20 protein-coding genes are annotated in these 16,791 nt (G+C 36.4%); 9 read left to right on the forward strand and 11 right to left on the reverse strand.

What is annotated here, in order from left to right:
* Positions 1-5: 5 nt before the first annotated feature.
* Both ACTNEP_RS00780 and ACTNEP_RS00785 read right to left on the reverse strand, forming a co-directional pair.
* The gene (locus tag ACTNEP_RS00780; RefSeq protein WP_441159636.1) at positions 6-191 is read right to left on the reverse strand and encodes a type Z 30S ribosomal protein S14; all 186 of its coding nucleotides are present in this window, start codon (positions 189-191) and stop codon (positions 6-8) included.
* Between the two features lie 107 nt (positions 192-298).
* Positions 299-1,777, reverse strand: a complete 1,479-nt coding sequence (locus ACTNEP_RS00785) for an aldehyde dehydrogenase family protein (protein WP_441159637.1) — start codon at positions 1,775-1,777, stop codon at positions 299-301.
* 453 nt (positions 1,778-2,230) lie between these two features.
* On the opposite strand from ACTNEP_RS00785, the gene trpS reads away from it, so the two are divergent.
* Positions 2,231-3,229, forward strand: coding sequence for a tryptophan--tRNA ligase (trpS, locus tag ACTNEP_RS00790; protein WP_441159638.1), 999 nt, complete (start codon positions 2,231-2,233; stop codon positions 3,227-3,229).
* Positions 3,230-3,286: 57 nt separating this feature from the next.
* On the opposite strand, the gene ACTNEP_RS00795 is transcribed toward trpS, so the two are convergent.
* The 4 genes from ACTNEP_RS00795 to ACTNEP_RS00810 all read right to left on the reverse strand — a co-directional run bounded on the left by ACTNEP_RS00795 (position 3,287) and on the right by ACTNEP_RS00810 (position 6,712).
* Positions 3,287-4,045: a YjbA family protein gene (locus tag ACTNEP_RS00795; RefSeq protein ID WP_441159639.1), complete on the reverse strand. Its 759-nt coding sequence runs from the start codon at positions 4,043-4,045 to the stop codon at positions 3,287-3,289.
* Positions 4,046-4,123: 78 nt separating this feature from the next.
* Positions 4,124-4,336 (reverse strand): hypothetical protein, encoded by a 213-nt coding sequence (locus ACTNEP_RS00800; RefSeq protein ID WP_441159640.1) that lies wholly within the window; start codon positions 4,334-4,336, stop codon positions 4,124-4,126.
* A 183-nt stretch (positions 4,337-4,519) separates the two neighbouring features.
* Positions 4,520-5,758, reverse strand: a complete 1,239-nt coding sequence (gene fabF / locus ACTNEP_RS00805) for a beta-ketoacyl-ACP synthase II (RefSeq protein WP_441159641.1) — start codon at positions 5,756-5,758, stop codon at positions 4,520-4,522.
* Between the two features lie 18 nt (positions 5,759-5,776).
* On the reverse strand, positions 5,777-6,712 hold the full coding sequence (locus tag ACTNEP_RS00810; RefSeq protein WP_441159642.1) for a beta-ketoacyl-ACP synthase III: 936 nt from the start codon (positions 6,710-6,712) through the stop codon (positions 5,777-5,779).
* A 211-nt stretch (positions 6,713-6,923) separates the two neighbouring features.
* On the opposite strand from ACTNEP_RS00810, the gene ACTNEP_RS00815 reads away from it, so the two are divergent.
* Positions 6,924-7,109: a hypothetical protein gene (locus ACTNEP_RS00815; RefSeq protein ID WP_441159643.1), complete on the forward strand. Its 186-nt coding sequence runs from the start codon at positions 6,924-6,926 to the stop codon at positions 7,107-7,109.
* Between the two features lie 21 nt (positions 7,110-7,130).
* On the opposite strand, the gene ACTNEP_RS00820 is transcribed toward ACTNEP_RS00815, so the two are convergent.
* Positions 7,131-8,102 carry a BMP family ABC transporter substrate-binding protein gene (locus tag ACTNEP_RS00820; protein WP_441159644.1) on the reverse strand — a complete coding sequence of 324 codons (972 nt, stop codon included), beginning with the start codon at positions 8,100-8,102 and terminating at the stop codon, positions 7,131-7,133.
* Positions 8,103-8,388: 286 nt separating this feature from the next.
* Between ACTNEP_RS00820 and ACTNEP_RS00825 the strand changes: the two genes are divergently transcribed.
* Positions 8,389-8,565: a DUF2929 family protein gene (locus tag ACTNEP_RS00825; protein ID WP_441159645.1), complete on the forward strand. Its 177-nt coding sequence runs from the start codon at positions 8,389-8,391 to the stop codon at positions 8,563-8,565.
* 94 nt (positions 8,566-8,659) lie between these two features.
* Entirely contained in the window at positions 8,660-9,478 is an 819-nt protein-coding gene (locus tag ACTNEP_RS00830; protein WP_441159646.1) for an undecaprenyl-diphosphate phosphatase, read from the forward strand.
* Positions 9,479-9,711: 233 nt separating this feature from the next.
* On the opposite strand, the gene ACTNEP_RS00835 is transcribed toward ACTNEP_RS00830, so the two are convergent.
* Positions 9,712-10,023, reverse strand: coding sequence for a metal-sulfur cluster assembly factor (locus tag ACTNEP_RS00835; protein ID WP_441159647.1), 312 nt, complete (start codon positions 10,021-10,023; stop codon positions 9,712-9,714).
* A gap of 70 nt (positions 10,024-10,093) precedes the next feature.
* Positions 10,094-10,858, reverse strand: a complete 765-nt coding sequence (locus tag ACTNEP_RS00840) for an alpha/beta fold hydrolase (RefSeq protein ID WP_441159648.1) — start codon at positions 10,856-10,858, stop codon at positions 10,094-10,096.
* A 145-nt stretch (positions 10,859-11,003) separates the two neighbouring features.
* Between ACTNEP_RS00840 and ACTNEP_RS00845 the strand changes: the two genes are divergently transcribed.
* From ACTNEP_RS00845 to ACTNEP_RS00855, 3 genes are all read left to right on the forward strand, one after another.
* Complete coding sequence (locus ACTNEP_RS00845) at positions 11,004-11,858, forward strand: Cof-type HAD-IIB family hydrolase (RefSeq protein ID WP_441159649.1); 855 nt, start codon at positions 11,004-11,006, stop codon at positions 11,856-11,858.
* 184 nt (positions 11,859-12,042) lie between these two features.
* Complete coding sequence (locus ACTNEP_RS00850) at positions 12,043-12,240, forward strand: DUF3813 family protein (protein WP_441159650.1); 198 nt, start codon at positions 12,043-12,045, stop codon at positions 12,238-12,240.
* A 288-nt stretch (positions 12,241-12,528) separates the two neighbouring features.
* Positions 12,529-12,792: a NifU N-terminal domain-containing protein gene (locus ACTNEP_RS00855; RefSeq protein WP_441159651.1), complete on the forward strand. Its 264-nt coding sequence runs from the start codon at positions 12,529-12,531 to the stop codon at positions 12,790-12,792.
* A 95-nt stretch (positions 12,793-12,887) separates the two neighbouring features.
* Here the strand turns inward: ACTNEP_RS00855 and ACTNEP_RS00860 are convergent, their stop codons facing one another.
* Both ACTNEP_RS00860 and ACTNEP_RS00865 read right to left on the reverse strand, forming a co-directional pair.
* On the reverse strand, positions 12,888-13,730 hold the full coding sequence (locus tag ACTNEP_RS00860; RefSeq protein ID WP_441159652.1) for a BsuPI-related putative proteinase inhibitor: 843 nt from the start codon (positions 13,728-13,730) through the stop codon (positions 12,888-12,890).
* Between the two features lie 46 nt (positions 13,731-13,776).
* Positions 13,777-14,625: a YitT family protein gene (locus tag ACTNEP_RS00865; RefSeq protein WP_441159653.1), complete on the reverse strand. Its 849-nt coding sequence runs from the start codon at positions 14,623-14,625 to the stop codon at positions 13,777-13,779.
* A 231-nt stretch (positions 14,626-14,856) separates the two neighbouring features.
* Between ACTNEP_RS00865 and ACTNEP_RS00870 the strand changes: the two genes are divergently transcribed.
* Positions 14,857-15,717 (forward strand): DegV family protein, encoded by an 861-nt coding sequence (locus tag ACTNEP_RS00870; RefSeq protein ID WP_441159654.1) that lies wholly within the window; start codon positions 14,857-14,859, stop codon positions 15,715-15,717.
* A gap of 177 nt (positions 15,718-15,894) precedes the next feature.
* On the forward strand, positions 15,895-16,752 hold the full coding sequence (locus ACTNEP_RS00875; RefSeq protein WP_441159655.1) for an SDR family oxidoreductase: 858 nt from the start codon (positions 15,895-15,897) through the stop codon (positions 16,750-16,752).
* Positions 16,753-16,791: the final 39 nt, after the last annotated feature.

Genomic DNA, 16,791 nt, shown 5'->3' on the forward strand with positions numbered 1-16,791 from the left:
ATTGCTTACCAACTTGCCTTCTTAAGACCAGGTATTTGGCCCTTGTATGCAAACTCTCGAAGACAGATTCGACACAATTGAAATTTCTTCAAAACACTATGCGGTCTGCCGCAATGTTTACATCGAGTATATTCTTGTACTTTGAACTTCTTTGGCTTTTGTTGCTTCACCACTAATGACGTTTTTGCCATGCGACAACCTCCTTTTATCATAAAAGAATAGTTTATCACATATCCTGATTATCGCAAAATGTAATTAATGGAAAAAAATGATCCCAGTTGATTATTTAAGCAAGCTTTTACTCTGGTATATATGGTAAATCACGCTTTTCAGGAACGTTAATGACATGCGTATCTGTGTAGGATAGGATTCCTTCCTTACCATATTCGCGCCCGATTCCTGATTGCTTCACCCCTCCAAATGGGAAGCGCACATCAAGCCCTTGAACTGCAGCTGTATTAATCATTGTAGTACCAGCCTGAATATGTTTGGCAACCTGAATAGCATGTTCTTCTTGTCCCCATACGGAACTAGTCAATCCATAAATACTGTCATTAGCAAGTTCAATTGCATGTTGTTCATCCTTAAACTTCAATATGGGTACAGTTGGACCAAATTGTTCCTCTACAACGATTGGATCGTTTTGATCAGCTCCTAATACGACAGTAGGTTGCATGAAATAACCTTTGTCAAATAAGTCTTGATCAAGTATTGTACCTAATTTGATCACCTTAGCTCCCTTATCTTCAGCATCATCCACAAGACTTTGCACATATTCTGCTTGCTTTCGATTATTAACAGGTCCAACTGTCACCCTCTGATCAAAAGGATCTCCCACTTTAATCCACTTGTTAGCAGCTTCTATATACTTCTCCACAAACTGATCATAAATAGATTGATCCACATAGATTCTTTTCGCAATCATACATATTTGTCCTGCAGTGAGAAAATTAGCGATAACAAGACGTCTCATTGCCTTTTCATCATTCACATCAAAATCACTTAAGACAATGGCAGCATCATTTCCACCTAATTCTAATGTCATATGTTTAATAGTGTCGGCAGCTGCCTTCATAATGTGTTTTGCTGTTTCTGTTCCTCCTGTGAAGGCAATCTTTTCTATTTTAGGATTTGATGTTAACTCCACACCAACATCTGCTTCCCCATGAACTAAGTTTAATACTCCTGGCGGAAACTCATTTGCAATGATTTCAATTACTTTACTGACAGCAAGAGGTGCTAAAGGGCTTGGCTTTAAGACCATTGTGTTACCAGCTAATAATGCTGGTGCCACCTTAATAGTGGAGAGTGAGATCGGATAATTCCAAGGGGAAATAGCAGAGACAACACCAATTGCATCTTTTGCAATGATGGTCTTGCCATTATCATGCTCCTGCACTTCATTTTTCAAGACGTCCTTTACATTATCACAAGCATACTCCATCCACATTAAAGAAACGGCTATTTCACCTTCCGAATCGTAAAGTGGCTTTCCGTGTTCACGTGTCAACAATTTGGCAATTTCAGATGTTGCATCTTTTATTTTCTGAATCGCTCTCCTCATACGATCAATTCGTTCATCAATAGGGCTTTCGCGCCAAGTTGTAAAGGTATCATGAGCTATATCGATTGCCTTTTGTGTATCTTCCACTGTATTAACTGGTGCATAGCCAACAATTTCATCCGGATTGGTAGGATTTTCACGTGGTTCATGTTTTTCAGCCTTATATTTCTCACCATTAATAATAGCATCGATTACGATTGAGTTTTCTGACACTGATTATCTTCCTTTCTTGGATCATTCATTGTTATTATATCCCTTGCTTACAGGATAATGCATGATGAGGATTTTCATAGTAGATGAATCTTCCTGATCGGCACTAAAGTAAGCTTCCAACTTTTCCTCACAAATGTTATGATAAAATGGAACTTTGACCTATGAAGGTTTTACCCTCACTGAATATTCGTGAAACATAGCAGGGAGTTAACCCTAAACTCATTTTTATATTACTTAAAGCTTGAAGTGGAGTCTTACAGACGTTTACCATCATAATAAAAAGAAATAATGATATGTTGGGAAAAACAGAGCAAGTAATAATAAGAAATTATTCACAATATGTGATAGAATCAATAAAATAAGTTTACTTAATGGAACTAATATTAATACAATAATAAAATAAGCTTCTTTATCAGCAAAAAATAACGAAGAACTATATTGAGGTGAAGATGGATGAAAACAATTTTTTCAGGTATTCAACCAAGCGGAAGTTTAACATTGGGAAACTATTTAGGTGCAATGAAGCAATTTGTGACACTACAAGAAGATAATCAGTGTTATTTTTGTGTGGTGGACGAGCATGCGATTACTGTACCCCAAGATAGATTAAAGTTACGGGAAAATATTAAATCACTTGCAGCACTATATATCGCTTCCGGAATTGACCCAGCAAAATCTGTACTTTTTATTCAATCGGAAGTTCCTGCACATACACAATTAGGTTGGATGTTACAAACGGTCAGTTACATAGGAGAATTAGAGCGAATGACTCAATTCAAAGATAAATCTAAAGGTAAAGAAGCAGTATCGGCTGGTTTGTTAACCTATCCACCGCTAATGGCTGCTGATATTTTGTTATATAAGACAGATCTTGTCCCTGTTGGGGAAGACCAAAAACAGCACCTTGAGCTAACACGTGATTTAGCACAACGATTTAATCATCGTTATAATGAGATTTTTACCGTTCCAGAAATCAGCATTCCAAAAGTTGGTGCTCGCATCATGTCATTACAAGAGCCAACGAAAAAAATGAGTAAATCAGATGATAATCAGAAGGCATCTATCTTTATGCTAGATTCAGCAAAACAAATTGAAAAGAAAATTAAAAGTGCCGTTACCGATTCTGATGGTATAGTCAAATATGATAAAGAAAATAAACCAGGAATAAGTAATTTGTTAACTATCTATGCTAGTTGTACAGGTGAATCAATTGAAGAATTGGAACAAAGATATCAAGGTAAAGGTTATGGTGAATTTAAACAAGACGCGGCGAATGCTGTAATAGAGACATTACGTCCAATCCAAGAACGTTATTATGAATTAATTGAGTCAGAAGAATTGGATGATTTACTTGATCAAGGTGCTCATAAAGCTAACCTAGCTGCAAATAAAATGTTACAAAAAGCCAAAAAAGCAATGGGACTAGGCCGAATTAAAAAGAAGAAAAAATAAACTAAAGAAACCTTGGAGGTAGTGGTACCCCAAGGTTTCTATTCTTATTAAAACAACTTAAGATCGTAATGATTTAGTTGAATATGGTTGTTGCTCTCGTTCCCAGATATCCTCATAAAAGGCTTGACCTTTAATTATTTGTTCACAGAAATTTTCATGCTTACTACTCCATCCAATCACCAAATCTTGGTAAAGCTTTTCCCATGCTTCCTTAAATGTCATTTTTTTAATGGTATGATATTGCTCAGGCGCCCATTCGGTTAGCCAGTATCTTATTTCTTCCAGTCGATTTCCTACTTCTAATTGATCCATTGCTATCATCAGCAATTGTTTTAATTGACGCTCTCTTCTAGTAAGGCCGACCATATATTCTGGCGGTAAGGATAAAATGTGAAACTCTTTATCTATATGGGTTGGTAAGGAATATGATTTGGCGGTTCTTCCTTTAATCAGATCGTATACTAATCGCTCCTGACGAGGTATTAATCTACTTTTTCGAATGGGGATGTGATATCCCATCGTATCAAATGCTAGTACCGAGAAACCGTCTGTGATGATACAAGCATAATCCAATTGTTCTCGTTCCTGGTTTTTACGAATATATGCTCGTTGATAAATTTGATCGAGCATTGACTGAGGTATATCTTGCAAATCATTTTCAATGTATTCAAAGGTTTTGTCATCGATGAAGAGTATCGGAGCTTGATCCAGAATTTCTATACCATCTGATTTTCTCCATTCATGGAAGGGACATACATTATAGCCATTTTCTTCTCCTTCAAACCAATTGACCCATACATCATGTAAATACAACATATGACGAACCCTCACTTTGACTAATCTGTTTTATCAAACAGTATGACCAATACAAGATAATTTATTCTTTTCTTGTTATTATTTAACAGAAAAGAGGGTCATCTTTTGTACGGATATTCCCATAATAATAAGGCCGAGGAAGAAGAAATAACATTCAATTTTTGTTTGGACAATCGCAAGATAATCAAGTAATGACAACCCAGCAGGGATAAAATTTAAATAAAGAATAATAGATACGCCACCTGAAATCGCTAAACCAAACCCTATTAAAAAAAGCAACACGTAAATCACCTTAACCCGCCCCTTAACTACTTTGTACTCATTATATGTACAAGCCTCTAATCTATGACAAAAGGGGGTTTATAGATTTGTTAGCAAGATAATTGCTTCCCTTGGCGAGATGTTCTACGCTCACCGTAAAAATAAAAGCAAAGACTAAAAAAGAGGGCAGCAATTCTGCCCTCCTAATTGTTATTATTCATATTTTTTGAATGCGAGTGTTACGTTGTGACCACCAAAACCTAGGGAGTTACTGATAGCAATGGTAATATCCCTTTCGATCGCTTCGTTTGGTACGTAGTTAAGATCACATTCTTCATCTGGTGTCTCATAGTTAATTGTTGGTGGTAAAATACCCTCTTCAAGTGCTTTAATACACGCTATAGACTCAATGGCACCAGCAGCTCCCAGTAAGTGTCCTGTCATAGATTTTGTTGAAGATACATTCATCTTATAAGCATGATCTTTAAATACTGTCTTCATTGCTTGCGTTTCAAAAGAATCATTATATTCTGTACTCGTTCCATGCGCATTAACATAATCTACTTGCTCTGGAGAGATTTCAGCATCATCCAATGCTTGTTGCATTGCACGAGCTGCTCCTTCGCCTTCTGGGGCAGGTGAAGTAATATGATATGCATCTCCAGACGCACCATAACCGACGATTTCAGCATAAATCGTCGCTCCACGTTCTTTTGCAGATTCTAGCGATTCGAGAATTAATATGCCGGCACCTTCACCCATAACAAATCCATCACGATTTTTATCGAAAGGTCTACTTGCAGTATTCGGGTCATCATTGAAAGACAATGCTTTTGCTGTAGAAAATCCGGCAAAAGCCATTGGTGTTAATGGTGCCTCTGCTCCTCCAGTAATCATGTAATCAGCATCTCCACGTTCAATTACTTTAAAAGCATCACCGATGGAGTTTGCTCCTGATGCACACGCGGTTACCGAACAGTTGTTAATTCCTTTTGCTCCGAGCTGGATTGAAACTTGACCAGCTGCCATATCAGGAATAAGCATAGGTACGAAAAATGGACTGACACGACGGTAACCCTTATCGACAAATTTTCTAAATTGCTCATCATATGTGGCCATTCCACCGATACCAGAACCAATCCAAACACCGACACGATTGGCGATTTCATCTGTTATTTCTAAGTTAGCATCTTCTACTGCCATTCTTGCGGCTGCAACTGCATATTGAGTAAAAAGATCCATCCGCTTGGAATCTTTTTTGTCCATATAGTCAGTTGGATTGAAATCTTTCACTTCTGCTGCTACCTTTGCCGGAAAGTCATCTTTATTTACTTTTGTCACATAGTCGATTCCTGAAGTACCAGCTTTAAGATGGTCCCAAAATTGATCAATGGTATTTCCTAAAGGTGTCACGGCACCCATACCAGTAATAACCACTCGATTTTTACTCATATCGATTCCTCCCTTTCTCTATTTACCCCATTTTAATGCCACAGCTCCCCAGGTTAAGCCTCCTCCGAAACCAACCAAGACAACTAAATCATTATCCTTTATTTTACCGTTTTTTACGCCTTCAGATAAAGCGATAGGTATCGATGCTGCAGAAGTATTTCCGTATTTATTAACATTTACTGCCATCCGATCTTCTGCAATACCTAAACGCTGTCTGGCAGCTTCCATAATCCGAATATTTGCTTGATGTGGAATTAAGTAATCAACATCTTCTCTAGCATATCCTGCTTTTTCTACTACGTGTACAGAGGATTCCGGCATTTGACGTACAGCGAACTTAAATACTTCTCTTCCATTCATAAAAATATAATCGTCCTTTTGTTCTAAATGTTGTCCACCACTACCGTCTGCGCCTAGTTCAAAAGAGAGAATACCCCTCTCTTCGCTAACAGGTCCCATTACCGCTGCGCCTGCTCCATCACCAAAAAGGACACATGTATTACGATCAGTCCAATCTGTAATTTTCGACAATTTTTCAGCACCTACTATTAAGATATGCTGATAAGCATTTGTTTCAATAAACTGTTTTGCTGTAATCAAACCATACATGAATCCAGCACATGCAGCACTAATATCCATTGCAGCAGCTTTCTTTGCACCTAATTGGTCTTGTAATTTACAAGATACTGTAGGAAAAGGTTGATCAGGTGTAACAGTTGCCACTAGAATGAGATCTAAGTCTTCCCCTGAAATTCCTGCTTCCTCTAAAGCTTGCTCAGCTGCTTTATATGCCATATTTGAAGTATCTTCATTGTCATGAGCAATTCTTCTTTCTTCAATTCCTGTTCTTGTTCTAATCCATTCATCACTTGTTTCAACTATTTGTTCCATATCTTTATTTGTTAACACTTTTTCAGGCACATAATGTCCTGTACCAAGAATACCTGCTTTCATGGTTATCCTTCCTCTCAAAGGAGTTTATTATCAATTATTAAGACTTGGTACTAATTTTATAGTATGGCGACTTTTTTTTCAAGTTTTTATTTTCTTTTGTTAGGTTTTCCTAAATTAATGGTAACACTCTCCTTTTCCATATTATTCATGGCATACACCTATACGAGATGGTTGATACTCCAATATTATAGAGGTAGGAGGGATGGTTAATATGGCAAAGCAAAATCGATTTGATGAGTTAATGTTCGGAAAAAAAACTGAAGAAGAATCCAAAGATCTTGAGAACAATGAAGAAGAAAATGAGTCGTTTGACCTATTCAAAACAGTAGAATTACTAAACGATACTTACCAGAAATTGTCGCCACTAAAAGATATGTTTAAAAGCATAAAAAAATAGCTGTCACACCACCAAAGACAGCTATTTTTCATTTTGATGTGGTAGTAAACCCGATTCCTTATATTCAGCAACCAGTTGATCAAGTTGTTCGATAAAACCTTCTGATACATGTTCACTATAAGGTCCAATCGAAATAACTTCTTCCTCAAAGCCAAAATTATAAATCCCGCCTTCTAAATTGCCTTTTTGTAATTGCTCGACAGCGTAAACATATAACTTATCTATATGTTGTATGGTGCTAGTTAATACAGAATTACCACCAATTGGCTGTTGATCATTAACATATCCAATCGAAAATATCCCGTCATTCATAGCTGACTCTACAACCGCAACACTGTATGCGTCCCCTGCCGGATATATAATGTCTATATTTTGCTCAATCATCTTTTGATAATGCTCCATCGCCAGATCCTTTTCATCCCAGTCATAAACATATTGAATATCTACCGTAACATCAGCGTTTTGATGGAGAGCACCCTCGTAAAATCCTTCTACTTCTGGCTGCCATTCATATGCGGCAATAATACCTACTCGATTAGTTGAGGTCATCTCACCTGCAACCATCCCAGCAAAGAATCCCATTGCTAAAGAATTAAAATTTAAACTTATTAAATTTTCTGCAGAATAGCCTCCGTTTACATATAGAAACTGAATATCCGGATAAGATGATTGGAGCCGCTCGAAATATTCACCAAAGTTACTGCTATGACCGATAATAACTTGTACTCCTTGATTTGCAAATTCTTCAACGGCAATATTTACTTGCTGCTGTGTCTGGACTCCTTCGCGAAAATAAATATCGATGTTTAATTCTTCTTGAATATCCAACAATCCTCTATATCCTTTACTTCCCCAATTTTGATCATGGATCGTGTGTTCAATTAACATGCCAACACGTTCTATTTTTTCACTGTTTGCATGGGAGTTACAGCCTGTCAATACAGGAATAATAATGATAAGCGTAAGAACAAGCAAGTTAAAATATTTAATCAAGATCCGCACTCCTTAAACAATAGCTTAGACGAACAGATTATCCTTAGGACTATTGTATCGTTTACTTCGGATTCCGTAAACTAAGAAAACATTACAAATAGATTACAAATAAGTATATTTCCTTGTAATAATAATTTTGACAAAATCATCGCAACTTTTCATTTGGACAAAATTGTTGTTTATTTTATAAATAAAATTTGATAAACTATATATGATGAAAAACGTAAGGGTATACATAATTGATAATAAATAGTATTTGCTACAGAATAGATAGAGAGGTGATACGATGAAATATTTCGCAACTATTTTTTGGGCAGTCATAATTTTAACTGTTGTATCGTATGTTTTAACTAGCATGGGTGGTCAGGAATTTAACCTAGCTTCTGCAGTTTCTATTGCAGCTATTTTCAGTATCGTTGCCATCATTCTTGGTGAAGGCGTATTGAAAGAAGAAGAGGAATAAAGATGAGCGATCACTTTCGGCTTCAGAGATAACCCTTGTCAACTATAGCGACAAGGGTTATCTTTATGTAAGACAGATTATAGGGGGATAACATATGGAAGATATCTTAATATTGATTAAATACTTATTTCTTGGATTGGTTCAAGGTTTTACAGAACCTATTCCTATTTCTTCCAGCGGCCATTTAGTTATGTTGCAAGAAATATTCAATGTAAGGATAGTAGAAAATTTATCTTTTGAGGTATTAGTGAATTTCGGTTCTTTAATCGCAGTATTGATGATTTACTGGAAGGATATTATTAAAATTGCCAGAAATGGGCTTCATTATATCTCAACGAAAGACAAGGATGCACATGATGACTTCATGTTTATTATTTATCTAATTGTTGCTACTATTCCGGCCGGTGTATTAGGGTTTTTATTGAAAGATTATATAGAAGCAACTTTTGCTAATCAAGCGAAAATAGTTGGGATTACGCTAGTTATTACCGGCCTTGCACTTTGGATTATTCGAAACTTGAGAGGAAACAAAAATGACGGTGCTCTAACAATGAAAGATGCGATTATTGTTGGTTTAGCTCAATCAGTGTCCTTATTACCGGGAATCAGTCGTTCAGGTGCAACGATTGTAGCTGCAATGTTATTAGGAATGAAACAGGAAACCGCATTACGGTTTTCATTCCTGATGTATATTCCGGTAAGTGCCGGTACGATGATGCTATCGGTTGGTGATGTAGTAAATGATCCGAATTTCAGTTCACTGTGGATTCCTTATTTGATCGCCTTTATGGCAGCTATCATCGCCACTTATTTCTCCTTACGCTGGTTTATGAACATTATGGCAAAAGGCAATTTAAAATACTTTGCTTTTTATTGTTTCATCGTAGGTATTATTGCCTTCATTCTTTTATAAAAGAGGCTGGACAAAAGAAATGTATAAACACAAAAATCCAAACGATTATTCAAATAGACCTTGAAATCGTTTGGATTTTCCTATTTATTAGGGACATATTACGCACTAACTTATGTTGCTTGGTAATAATTTGATAGGCTATAGTTGCGTATCCCTATATTGCGCAATAATACGTATTGCATCGTTCGTATTGGATGTTAAGAAAATCGGTTATGTTCCAATCTCCTTTTTCATTAATCCGGAATGCCAAGTGCAATTTTAGCGTATCTTGACATACGGTCTTTTGACCATGGTGGATTCCATACAATATTCACTTCTGTATCCTTTACTTCCGGAATATCTTCCATAACACGTTTCACATCTTGCTCAATGTGACCGGCAAGCGGACATCCCATTGCAGTAAGTGTCATTGTGACAGTTGCAATACCTTCATCATTTAAATCTACACCGTAAACTAAACCTAAATTAACGATATCTATACCAAGCTCTGGGTCAATCACATTTTCCAGTGCTCCCATTAAATTTTCTTCCAATGCTTGATCCATATCTTATCCCTCCTTCAAAAACACTTGTCTTTATTATAAAACAAAATGACTACTTTTTAAATCATTAAAATTATAGTTGATATTCTAACCATTTTACGAATTCGACTATAGCAAAACGAGAAACTTTATGTCCATGTCCCATTTCTTTTAAAAAACTAATATTTTCAGGATTTTTATAATGATTAATTGCTTCTTCATAAAAGCTATATGCCTGTTCAAAAGGTACAACTTTATCGTCTTCTCCATGCCAAAAAAACAGTGGCCTACCAAATAATTTTTCAACTTGTAACGATAAATCAATCTCTTTTAATTGATTTAATAAAACACTAATTTGTTCATCAGGAATGGGAAAATCTTTTTGCTCTTGCTTCATATGCTCAATTAACTGCTTTGCAAAAGCTGTGATTTTTGGCGAACCCATTAACACACCTGCCGTTTTAATCCAGGAAAATTGTGTTAAAGCTGCTGCAGTTGTGATCCCTCCCATACTTGTACCTGCTAGCCCAAAGCGATTACCGTCTAACAGGTTTTTAGCAATTAATTCCTCATAAATGCTTTCAATCTCATCTAAATTCTGTTGGACAATATCAAAAAACTGTAATTGTCTTTCTTTATAGGAAATATCAGTTTCTCTGTCTCCGTGTAACATGGCATCCGGTAACAAAACACGATATCCTTTTTCAGCTAGTAAGTAAGCCAATGGCAAATTATGCTCTTTGGCGCTTGTAAAACCATGTATGTACGTTAAAGTTGGTAGTGGTTGTTCTTTTTTCTCTTGGTCAACAACATGTAATAACGGAATGTCGTTCCAGCTTTCTTTACTTATCGCTATCATCAGTTCAATCCTTTCTCCAATCGTTTCTTTAGTTTCATGATATAACTTCTTGATCAAACTTGCAAAATATAGAAATTAATGAGACACGAACTTTACATAATAAAAAAAGATCTATACACTATAATTACAAGAGTGAGGTGAAGGTATGCAAACAGGTAGACATTTAATTGCGTTAGATTTAGATGGAACGTTATTAACTGATCACAAAGAAATCAGCCCATATACTAAATCAATCGTACAACAAGCAATCGAAGTAGGACATATAGTTGTCATCGCTACAGGCCGACCACATCGTGCGAGTATTACATATTATCGCGAGCTTGGTCTACAAACTCCGATGGTTAACTTTAATGGTGCGCTTATCCATCATCCAACTGATCAGAAATGGGATATATTACACACACCATTACCCAATCGAACGGCAAAAAAAATTATTCAAACATGCTATGACTTTGAAGTCGATAATATTTTCGCGGAAATTCAAGACAATATGTATTTAGATCGATTTGACCAAAAAATTATTGATATGTTTTCAGATCCAGCACAAAAAGATTTAATTACGATTGGTAGCCTTAAAAATCACTTAAAAGAGGATCCAACATCATTATTAATCCATCCAAAGGATGATCATATCAATGAATTACGAAAATACTTAGACGATAAACACGCATCAATTATTGAACATAGAAAATGGGGCGTGCCTTGGGATATCATCGAAATCGTTCGAAAGGGCATTAACAAAGCAGTCGGATTAAAAAAAATAGCCCATTATTTCCATATACCTGTCCATAATATTATTGCTTTTGGTGATGAAGATAATGATCTGGAAATGATTGAATATGCCGGTGTAGGTGTCGCTATGGGTAATGCAATTAACGAATTAAAACAAATTGCTAATTATCAGACGAAAACAAATGAAGAAGATGGCATTGGAAAGTTTCTTGCCGATTATTTAAAACTGGAAGCAAACGTTAAGGCTGGCAAAGAACACTCTGAATAAAAACGTGTGATTCATCCATAATAAGCATGAACATCAAATGATGTTCATGCTTTTTCTTACTATTGGTTCTATGGTGGTTCATTAGCTATTTATCGCTCCACCATTAATCAAAAATCTACTGAAAAGGATCATGATGGTAATCCATTTGATATGCCTAGTGATTCAATCAACAGGAGGATTTTCTATGCAAAACCGATTATTTCAGCAAGCAAGAGATGCCGTCAATCGCTTAATGAATCGTGGGAATGGTAACTTCAGTGAACAGGATAAACAAGCAGCTCAAAACGCGATTCAATCTGCTTATACAAATGCAACAGCAGAGGAACAACAAGAACTTCAAGAGCTAGAGAATCAATTAAAGCAACAGGATGAACTTAAGTAAGTTCCTCTGTTTAAAGAAGGTATACGATCTGTATACCTTCTTTTTTTGCTTAGATGAAATCGCCTAACTATGGAAACACTTGTTGAATTCCTTTCATAATTAATGACAATTTGATATGATGGTGGTAAAGTGAGACTGTTTTTAGTCCCATACTGATGGTAGCGCAGCTTATTAGGGCGTTAGAATCCGTTATCCCTCACATAACTTCTTTTAATTTATTTAGAATCTTCCAATGGGGATTTTACGGATTAACATCGTGATTAAGTACGTTTTATAGGAGGAATAACAATGAGTATTCATGTAGAAGCAACCCCAAACCCGAATGCTATGAAATTTACCAGTGACAAAATGATCTTTGAAGGTAACAATAGTATTTCTGTTATGCCTGGCCAAACAAGTGAACATGACATTTTAAACGAACTAATGGAATTAGATGGTGTGGATAATGTATTTGGCTTCCAACACTTTATAACAGTCAACAAAAAAATGGATGTCGAATGGGACGAGCTTGTTGGAAGGGTTGAAGAAATCATTACTAAATATGGATATTAATATCCAAGTGAAAAAATCAACAAATTCTAGCTAAGCTATACTGAATTTGTTGATTCTAATCAAAAAAGAGAAGGTTTAGCACCTCCTCTTTTTTTCTATTTTGTTACATCTAATTGTACTGGCATTTGTTCTGTGCGATCCTCATTAAATAGCAGCATAACAACTGCCCCGTTCTGCGGTAATAAATCCTCAGCGATTGATACATTTATCTCAAATTCTTGCCAGCCATCACCTTCGACAGGTATCTCTGTTTGTTCAACGAAGTAATTATGACCATCCTCCACCTCGTAATAGGTTACACCTGCACTTGTATCTACCTCACCTGTAACGGTATACTCACCATTTTCTCCTTCAACTTCCACAGAACGAAATGACTCATGCTGATTGTCTGGATCTTCTTCGCTAGTTACTGGTTCTAATGTAATCGTAAATGTTTGTTGTAACGGCTCCCCTTCTACTTGCTGTCCATTTATCTGAGAAGGTAAAAGTATCATTTCTACTTCGTATTCACCAGGCTCCAATGATTGTGAAATCTCCCAAGTTTCTGTCCACTTTTTCATTTCACCCGGCGCTAATGATTCCTCAACTAAAGCTTGCGAAAACATTTGTTCATGAGAATATTGATAAATTAACTGCTTACCACGGGATAATTTAATGTCAAATTGCTGACTAGAAGAGAACGTTAGATCAACTGTATTCTTATTTTTATTTACTAACTGAAATGTAAAGTCAATCTTATCTCCTTCTTGTTCTGCCTTAACTTGTAATTCTAAATTTTCCATAACTGAAGAAATATCCTCCGTTTCCTCTGTAGAAGACTCACCTGAACTATCTACCGGTTCTGCATTCAATGAATCCTCTTCATTTGTATTAGCCGTACCGCAAGCCGCTAACCAGACCATCAACATAATGGATATAAGTAAGAAATAGTTTCTCATATTTCTTCCCCCTTATCAGTTTAGACGTTAACTACGAAAAAAGGTTTCAGTCATTCCTTCTGAAGAATCCATATACACCTGCTGTTTGAATGACATTGGTAAAGGCATTTTCGTCAACTTCATGGATGATTTTTTCTAAATCATATAATTCATACCTAGTTATAACTAAATATAACATATGCTTATCTTCTTTTGTATAAGCACCTTTAACCGGTAATATCGTAATTCCTCGAATCATGGTGTCGTGAATGGCTTTTTGCAGTTCATCTGCTTTTTTCGTTACGATCATAGCTGTTACTTTTTCATGTCGTGTGTGAATGCCATCTATCACACGTGTTGTAACATACAAGCCTACTAATGTATAAAGTGCATTCTCAGGTTCATTTAAAATCCCGGCAATGACAATAATCATTCCATTGATTATCATTAAGTAACCACCGATTGGCTTATCCTTCATCCGCGATAGTATCATTGCTATGATATCCGAACCACCTGTGGAGGCACCCCACTTCAACGTAATACCGACACCAACCCCTGCGATTACACCACCAAATACCGCATTTAAAAAGATATCACTAGATAATGTAACAATGGGCAATACTTCAAGGAAAAAAGATGTAGCAATAACGGACAGAAAGCTATAAATCGTAAAACCTTTTCCAACCATTAACCAACCAATAATAGCTACGGGAATATTTAAAATAAGTAAAATAATACCTGTACTAGCAATATTAATGCCTAAGTAATCAGAAAAAATAGTAGATAAAATTTGCGAAATACCAGTAAAGCCACTTGCATAAACATTTGCACTAATGTAGAAAAAATTAAGCGCAATTGCGTTAAAAACCGCACCAAGTATTACAATGGCTATTCGCTTTGCTTCCATTAGAAACATATGTAGCATCCCTCCTATTAACAGAACCCATAAGGTTCATATACCCTTATTTAAATTTAATAATCTGTTTTGCACAAGAATAAACTATACTAGAATCTTTTCGGGAAACCAAGTATTTTGAGCAAAAAAAATGTAAATTTATTTTGACGTATCTATCCGTTAAGCTTACACTTATATTAAGCTAAAAACGATCATCCATACATGATCGAAAAGAAAAAAGGAGGGGTTACATTGACAGTAAAAATTCTAGCTGATTCAGCATGTGATCTTTCATCTGAAGATTTACAACAATATGATATCGAAATGCTGCCGTTGACTGTTCAATTAGATGGTGAAGAATATCAAGACGGTGTATCGATTTCAGCCAAAACGGTTTACGATGAAATGCGAGCAGGCAAGGCTCCAAAAACCGCCCAAGTCAGTCCTCAAGTTTTCAAAGATGCCTTTGAAAAACATGCCAAGGCAGGTAATCAGGTCTTATATTTAGCTTTTTCTTCCGAACTGTCTGGTACATATCAAGGGGCAAAATTAATGGAGCAAGAAGTGAAAGAAGCATTTCCTGACTTTGAATTACACGTACTTGATACAAAATGTGCATCATTAGGATATGGGCTTGTCGTACAAAGAGCTGCCGAATTAGCACAATCAGGAGCAAGTATCGAGGAAATTCTCGATGTAAGTAAACATTACTATGAGCATATGGAGCACATTTTCACCGTCGATGACTTGGAATACTTGTATCGCGGAGGCCGTGTCAGCAAAACAGCAGCTTTTGTTGGTACATTACTAAAAGTAAAGCCTTTGTTACACATGGAAGATGGGAAGCTGATCCCTTTAGAAAAGGTAAGAGGTTCCAAAAAAGTGTACAAGCGGATGATAGAAGTAATGGAAGAACGCGGTAAGGATCTTGATAATCAATTAGTTGCAATTAGCCACGGTGATGCTCTTGATACTGCTGAACATATCGCCAGTATGATTCGTGAAAAATGGAAGGTTAAAGATATTAAAATTAATATGGTCGGGTCTGCCATTGGCGCCCATTCCGGTCCTGGTACAATCGCTCTATTTTTCTTGAATGATTCCCCGAAATAAAGGAAGTATGCCACTCATTGGCGTTTTTCCTCCACTGAGGCTTAGCAAACTTTTAAAAATCCCTGCTCGATAAGCGGATCCTCGAATATCAGAGGAGCTCACGAACAGGGATTTTTTTATGTATGTTACCCTCCATTTTTGCCATACTAGGAGAAAAAGTTTTTAGGAGTGTAAAGAATGGCAAACCAGAAAAAAGAAGTATTACCAAAACAGCATCAGGATCGACAGCCAGGCTTTGAATATAAGATGACGCCTCTCCCTCTCAGCTCAAATGAAGGTTATCAAGCAAGTAATAAATTAAAAAATAAAGTTGCGATCATTTCTGGTGGGGATAGTGGAATTGGTCGTTCTGTAGCAATACATTTTGCCAAAGAAGGAGCAAATATTGCCATTATTTATTTTGATGAAGATCAAGATGCCAATGACACGAAAAAATTGGTCGAACAAGAAGGTAGTGCATGTAGTCTCTTTCGTGGAGATATTTCCCATAGCGCGTTTAGTCAAGATGTGATAGAAAAAGTGATGGCTGAACACGGAAAAATAGATATTGTCGTAAATAATGCTGCCGTTCAATATCCTCAACAGGATTTTCTCAAAATTACAGACGATCAGTTAGAAAAAACGTTCCGGACAAACATTTTTGGTTATTTTTATCTTACCAGAGCAGCACTTCCACATATGAAACAAGGTAGTACAATTATCAACACCTCTTCTATTACTGCTTTTCAAGGGAATGAAACACTGATTGATTATTCCAGTACAAAAGGGGCCATTACAACATTCACAAAATCGTTAGCAAAATCACTTGTCCAACAAGGAATTCGTGTAAATAGTGTAGCACCTGGACCAATTTGGACCCCATTAATTCCGGCAAGCTTTGACGAAAAGCAAGTTGCAACATTTGGTTCTGATACAGAAATGGGTCGTCCAGGCGAACCAGCTGAAGTGGCGCCAGCATATGTCTATTTGGCAAGTGATGATGCAAGTTATGTAACAGGGCAAACGATTCATGTTAATGGTGGGAAAATTATTTAAATCGAGTAAAGGTCACGACATTCACCTGAAGAGAAAAAA

Origin of the sequence: Gracilibacillus sp. HCP3S3_G5_2 (assembly GCF_052063305.1) — a bacterium.
Lineage (GTDB): Bacteria > Bacillota > Bacilli > Bacillales > Amphibacillaceae > Gracilibacillus.

What these genes read in the sequence shown, in the direction of transcription:
- ACTNEP_RS00840 (WP_441159648.1), bottom strand. Translation starts at nt 10,858, where the DNA reads ATGATAGCGATAAGTAAAGAAAGCTGGAACGACATTCCGTTATTACAT.
- ACTNEP_RS00810 (WP_441159642.1), bottom strand. Translation starts at nt 6,712, where the DNA reads ATGAAAGCAGGTATTCTTGGTACAGGACATTATGTGCCTGAAAAAGTG.
- ACTNEP_RS00835 (WP_441159647.1), bottom strand. Translation starts at nt 10,023, where the DNA reads ATGGATCAAGCATTGGAAGAAAATTTAATGGGAGCACTGGAAAATGTG.
- ACTNEP_RS00830 (WP_441159646.1), top strand. Translation starts at nt 8,660, where the DNA reads ATGGAAGATATCTTAATATTGATTAAATACTTATTTCTTGGATTGGTT.
- fabF (WP_441159641.1), bottom strand. Translation starts at nt 5,758, where the DNA reads ATGAGTAAAAATCGAGTGGTTATTACTGGTATGGGTGCCGTGACACCT.
- ACTNEP_RS00825 (WP_441159645.1), top strand. Translation starts at nt 8,389, where the DNA reads ATGAAATATTTCGCAACTATTTTTTGGGCAGTCATAATTTTAACTGTT.
- ACTNEP_RS00845 (WP_441159649.1), top strand. Translation starts at nt 11,004, where the DNA reads ATGCAAACAGGTAGACATTTAATTGCGTTAGATTTAGATGGAACGTTA.
- ACTNEP_RS00860 (WP_441159652.1), bottom strand. Translation starts at nt 13,730, where the DNA reads ATGAGAAACTATTTCTTACTTATATCCATTATGTTGATGGTCTGGTTA.
- ACTNEP_RS00795 (WP_441159639.1), bottom strand. Translation starts at nt 4,045, where the DNA reads ATGTTGTATTTACATGATGTATGGGTCAATTGGTTTGAAGGAGAAGAA.
- ACTNEP_RS00875 (WP_441159655.1), top strand. Translation starts at nt 15,895, where the DNA reads ATGGCAAACCAGAAAAAAGAAGTATTACCAAAACAGCATCAGGATCGA.
- ACTNEP_RS00850 (WP_441159650.1), top strand. Translation starts at nt 12,043, where the DNA reads ATGCAAAACCGATTATTTCAGCAAGCAAGAGATGCCGTCAATCGCTTA.
- ACTNEP_RS00855 (WP_441159651.1), top strand. Translation starts at nt 12,529, where the DNA reads ATGAGTATTCATGTAGAAGCAACCCCAAACCCGAATGCTATGAAATTT.
- ACTNEP_RS00780 (WP_441159636.1), bottom strand. Translation starts at nt 191, where the DNA reads ATGGCAAAAACGTCATTAGTGGTGAAGCAACAAAAGCCAAAGAAGTTC.
- ACTNEP_RS00865 (WP_441159653.1), bottom strand. Translation starts at nt 14,625, where the DNA reads ATGTTTCTAATGGAAGCAAAGCGAATAGCCATTGTAATACTTGGTGCG.
- ACTNEP_RS00815 (WP_441159643.1), top strand. Translation starts at nt 6,924, where the DNA reads ATGGCAAAGCAAAATCGATTTGATGAGTTAATGTTCGGAAAAAAAACT.
- trpS (WP_441159638.1), top strand. Translation starts at nt 2,231, where the DNA reads ATGAAAACAATTTTTTCAGGTATTCAACCAAGCGGAAGTTTAACATTG.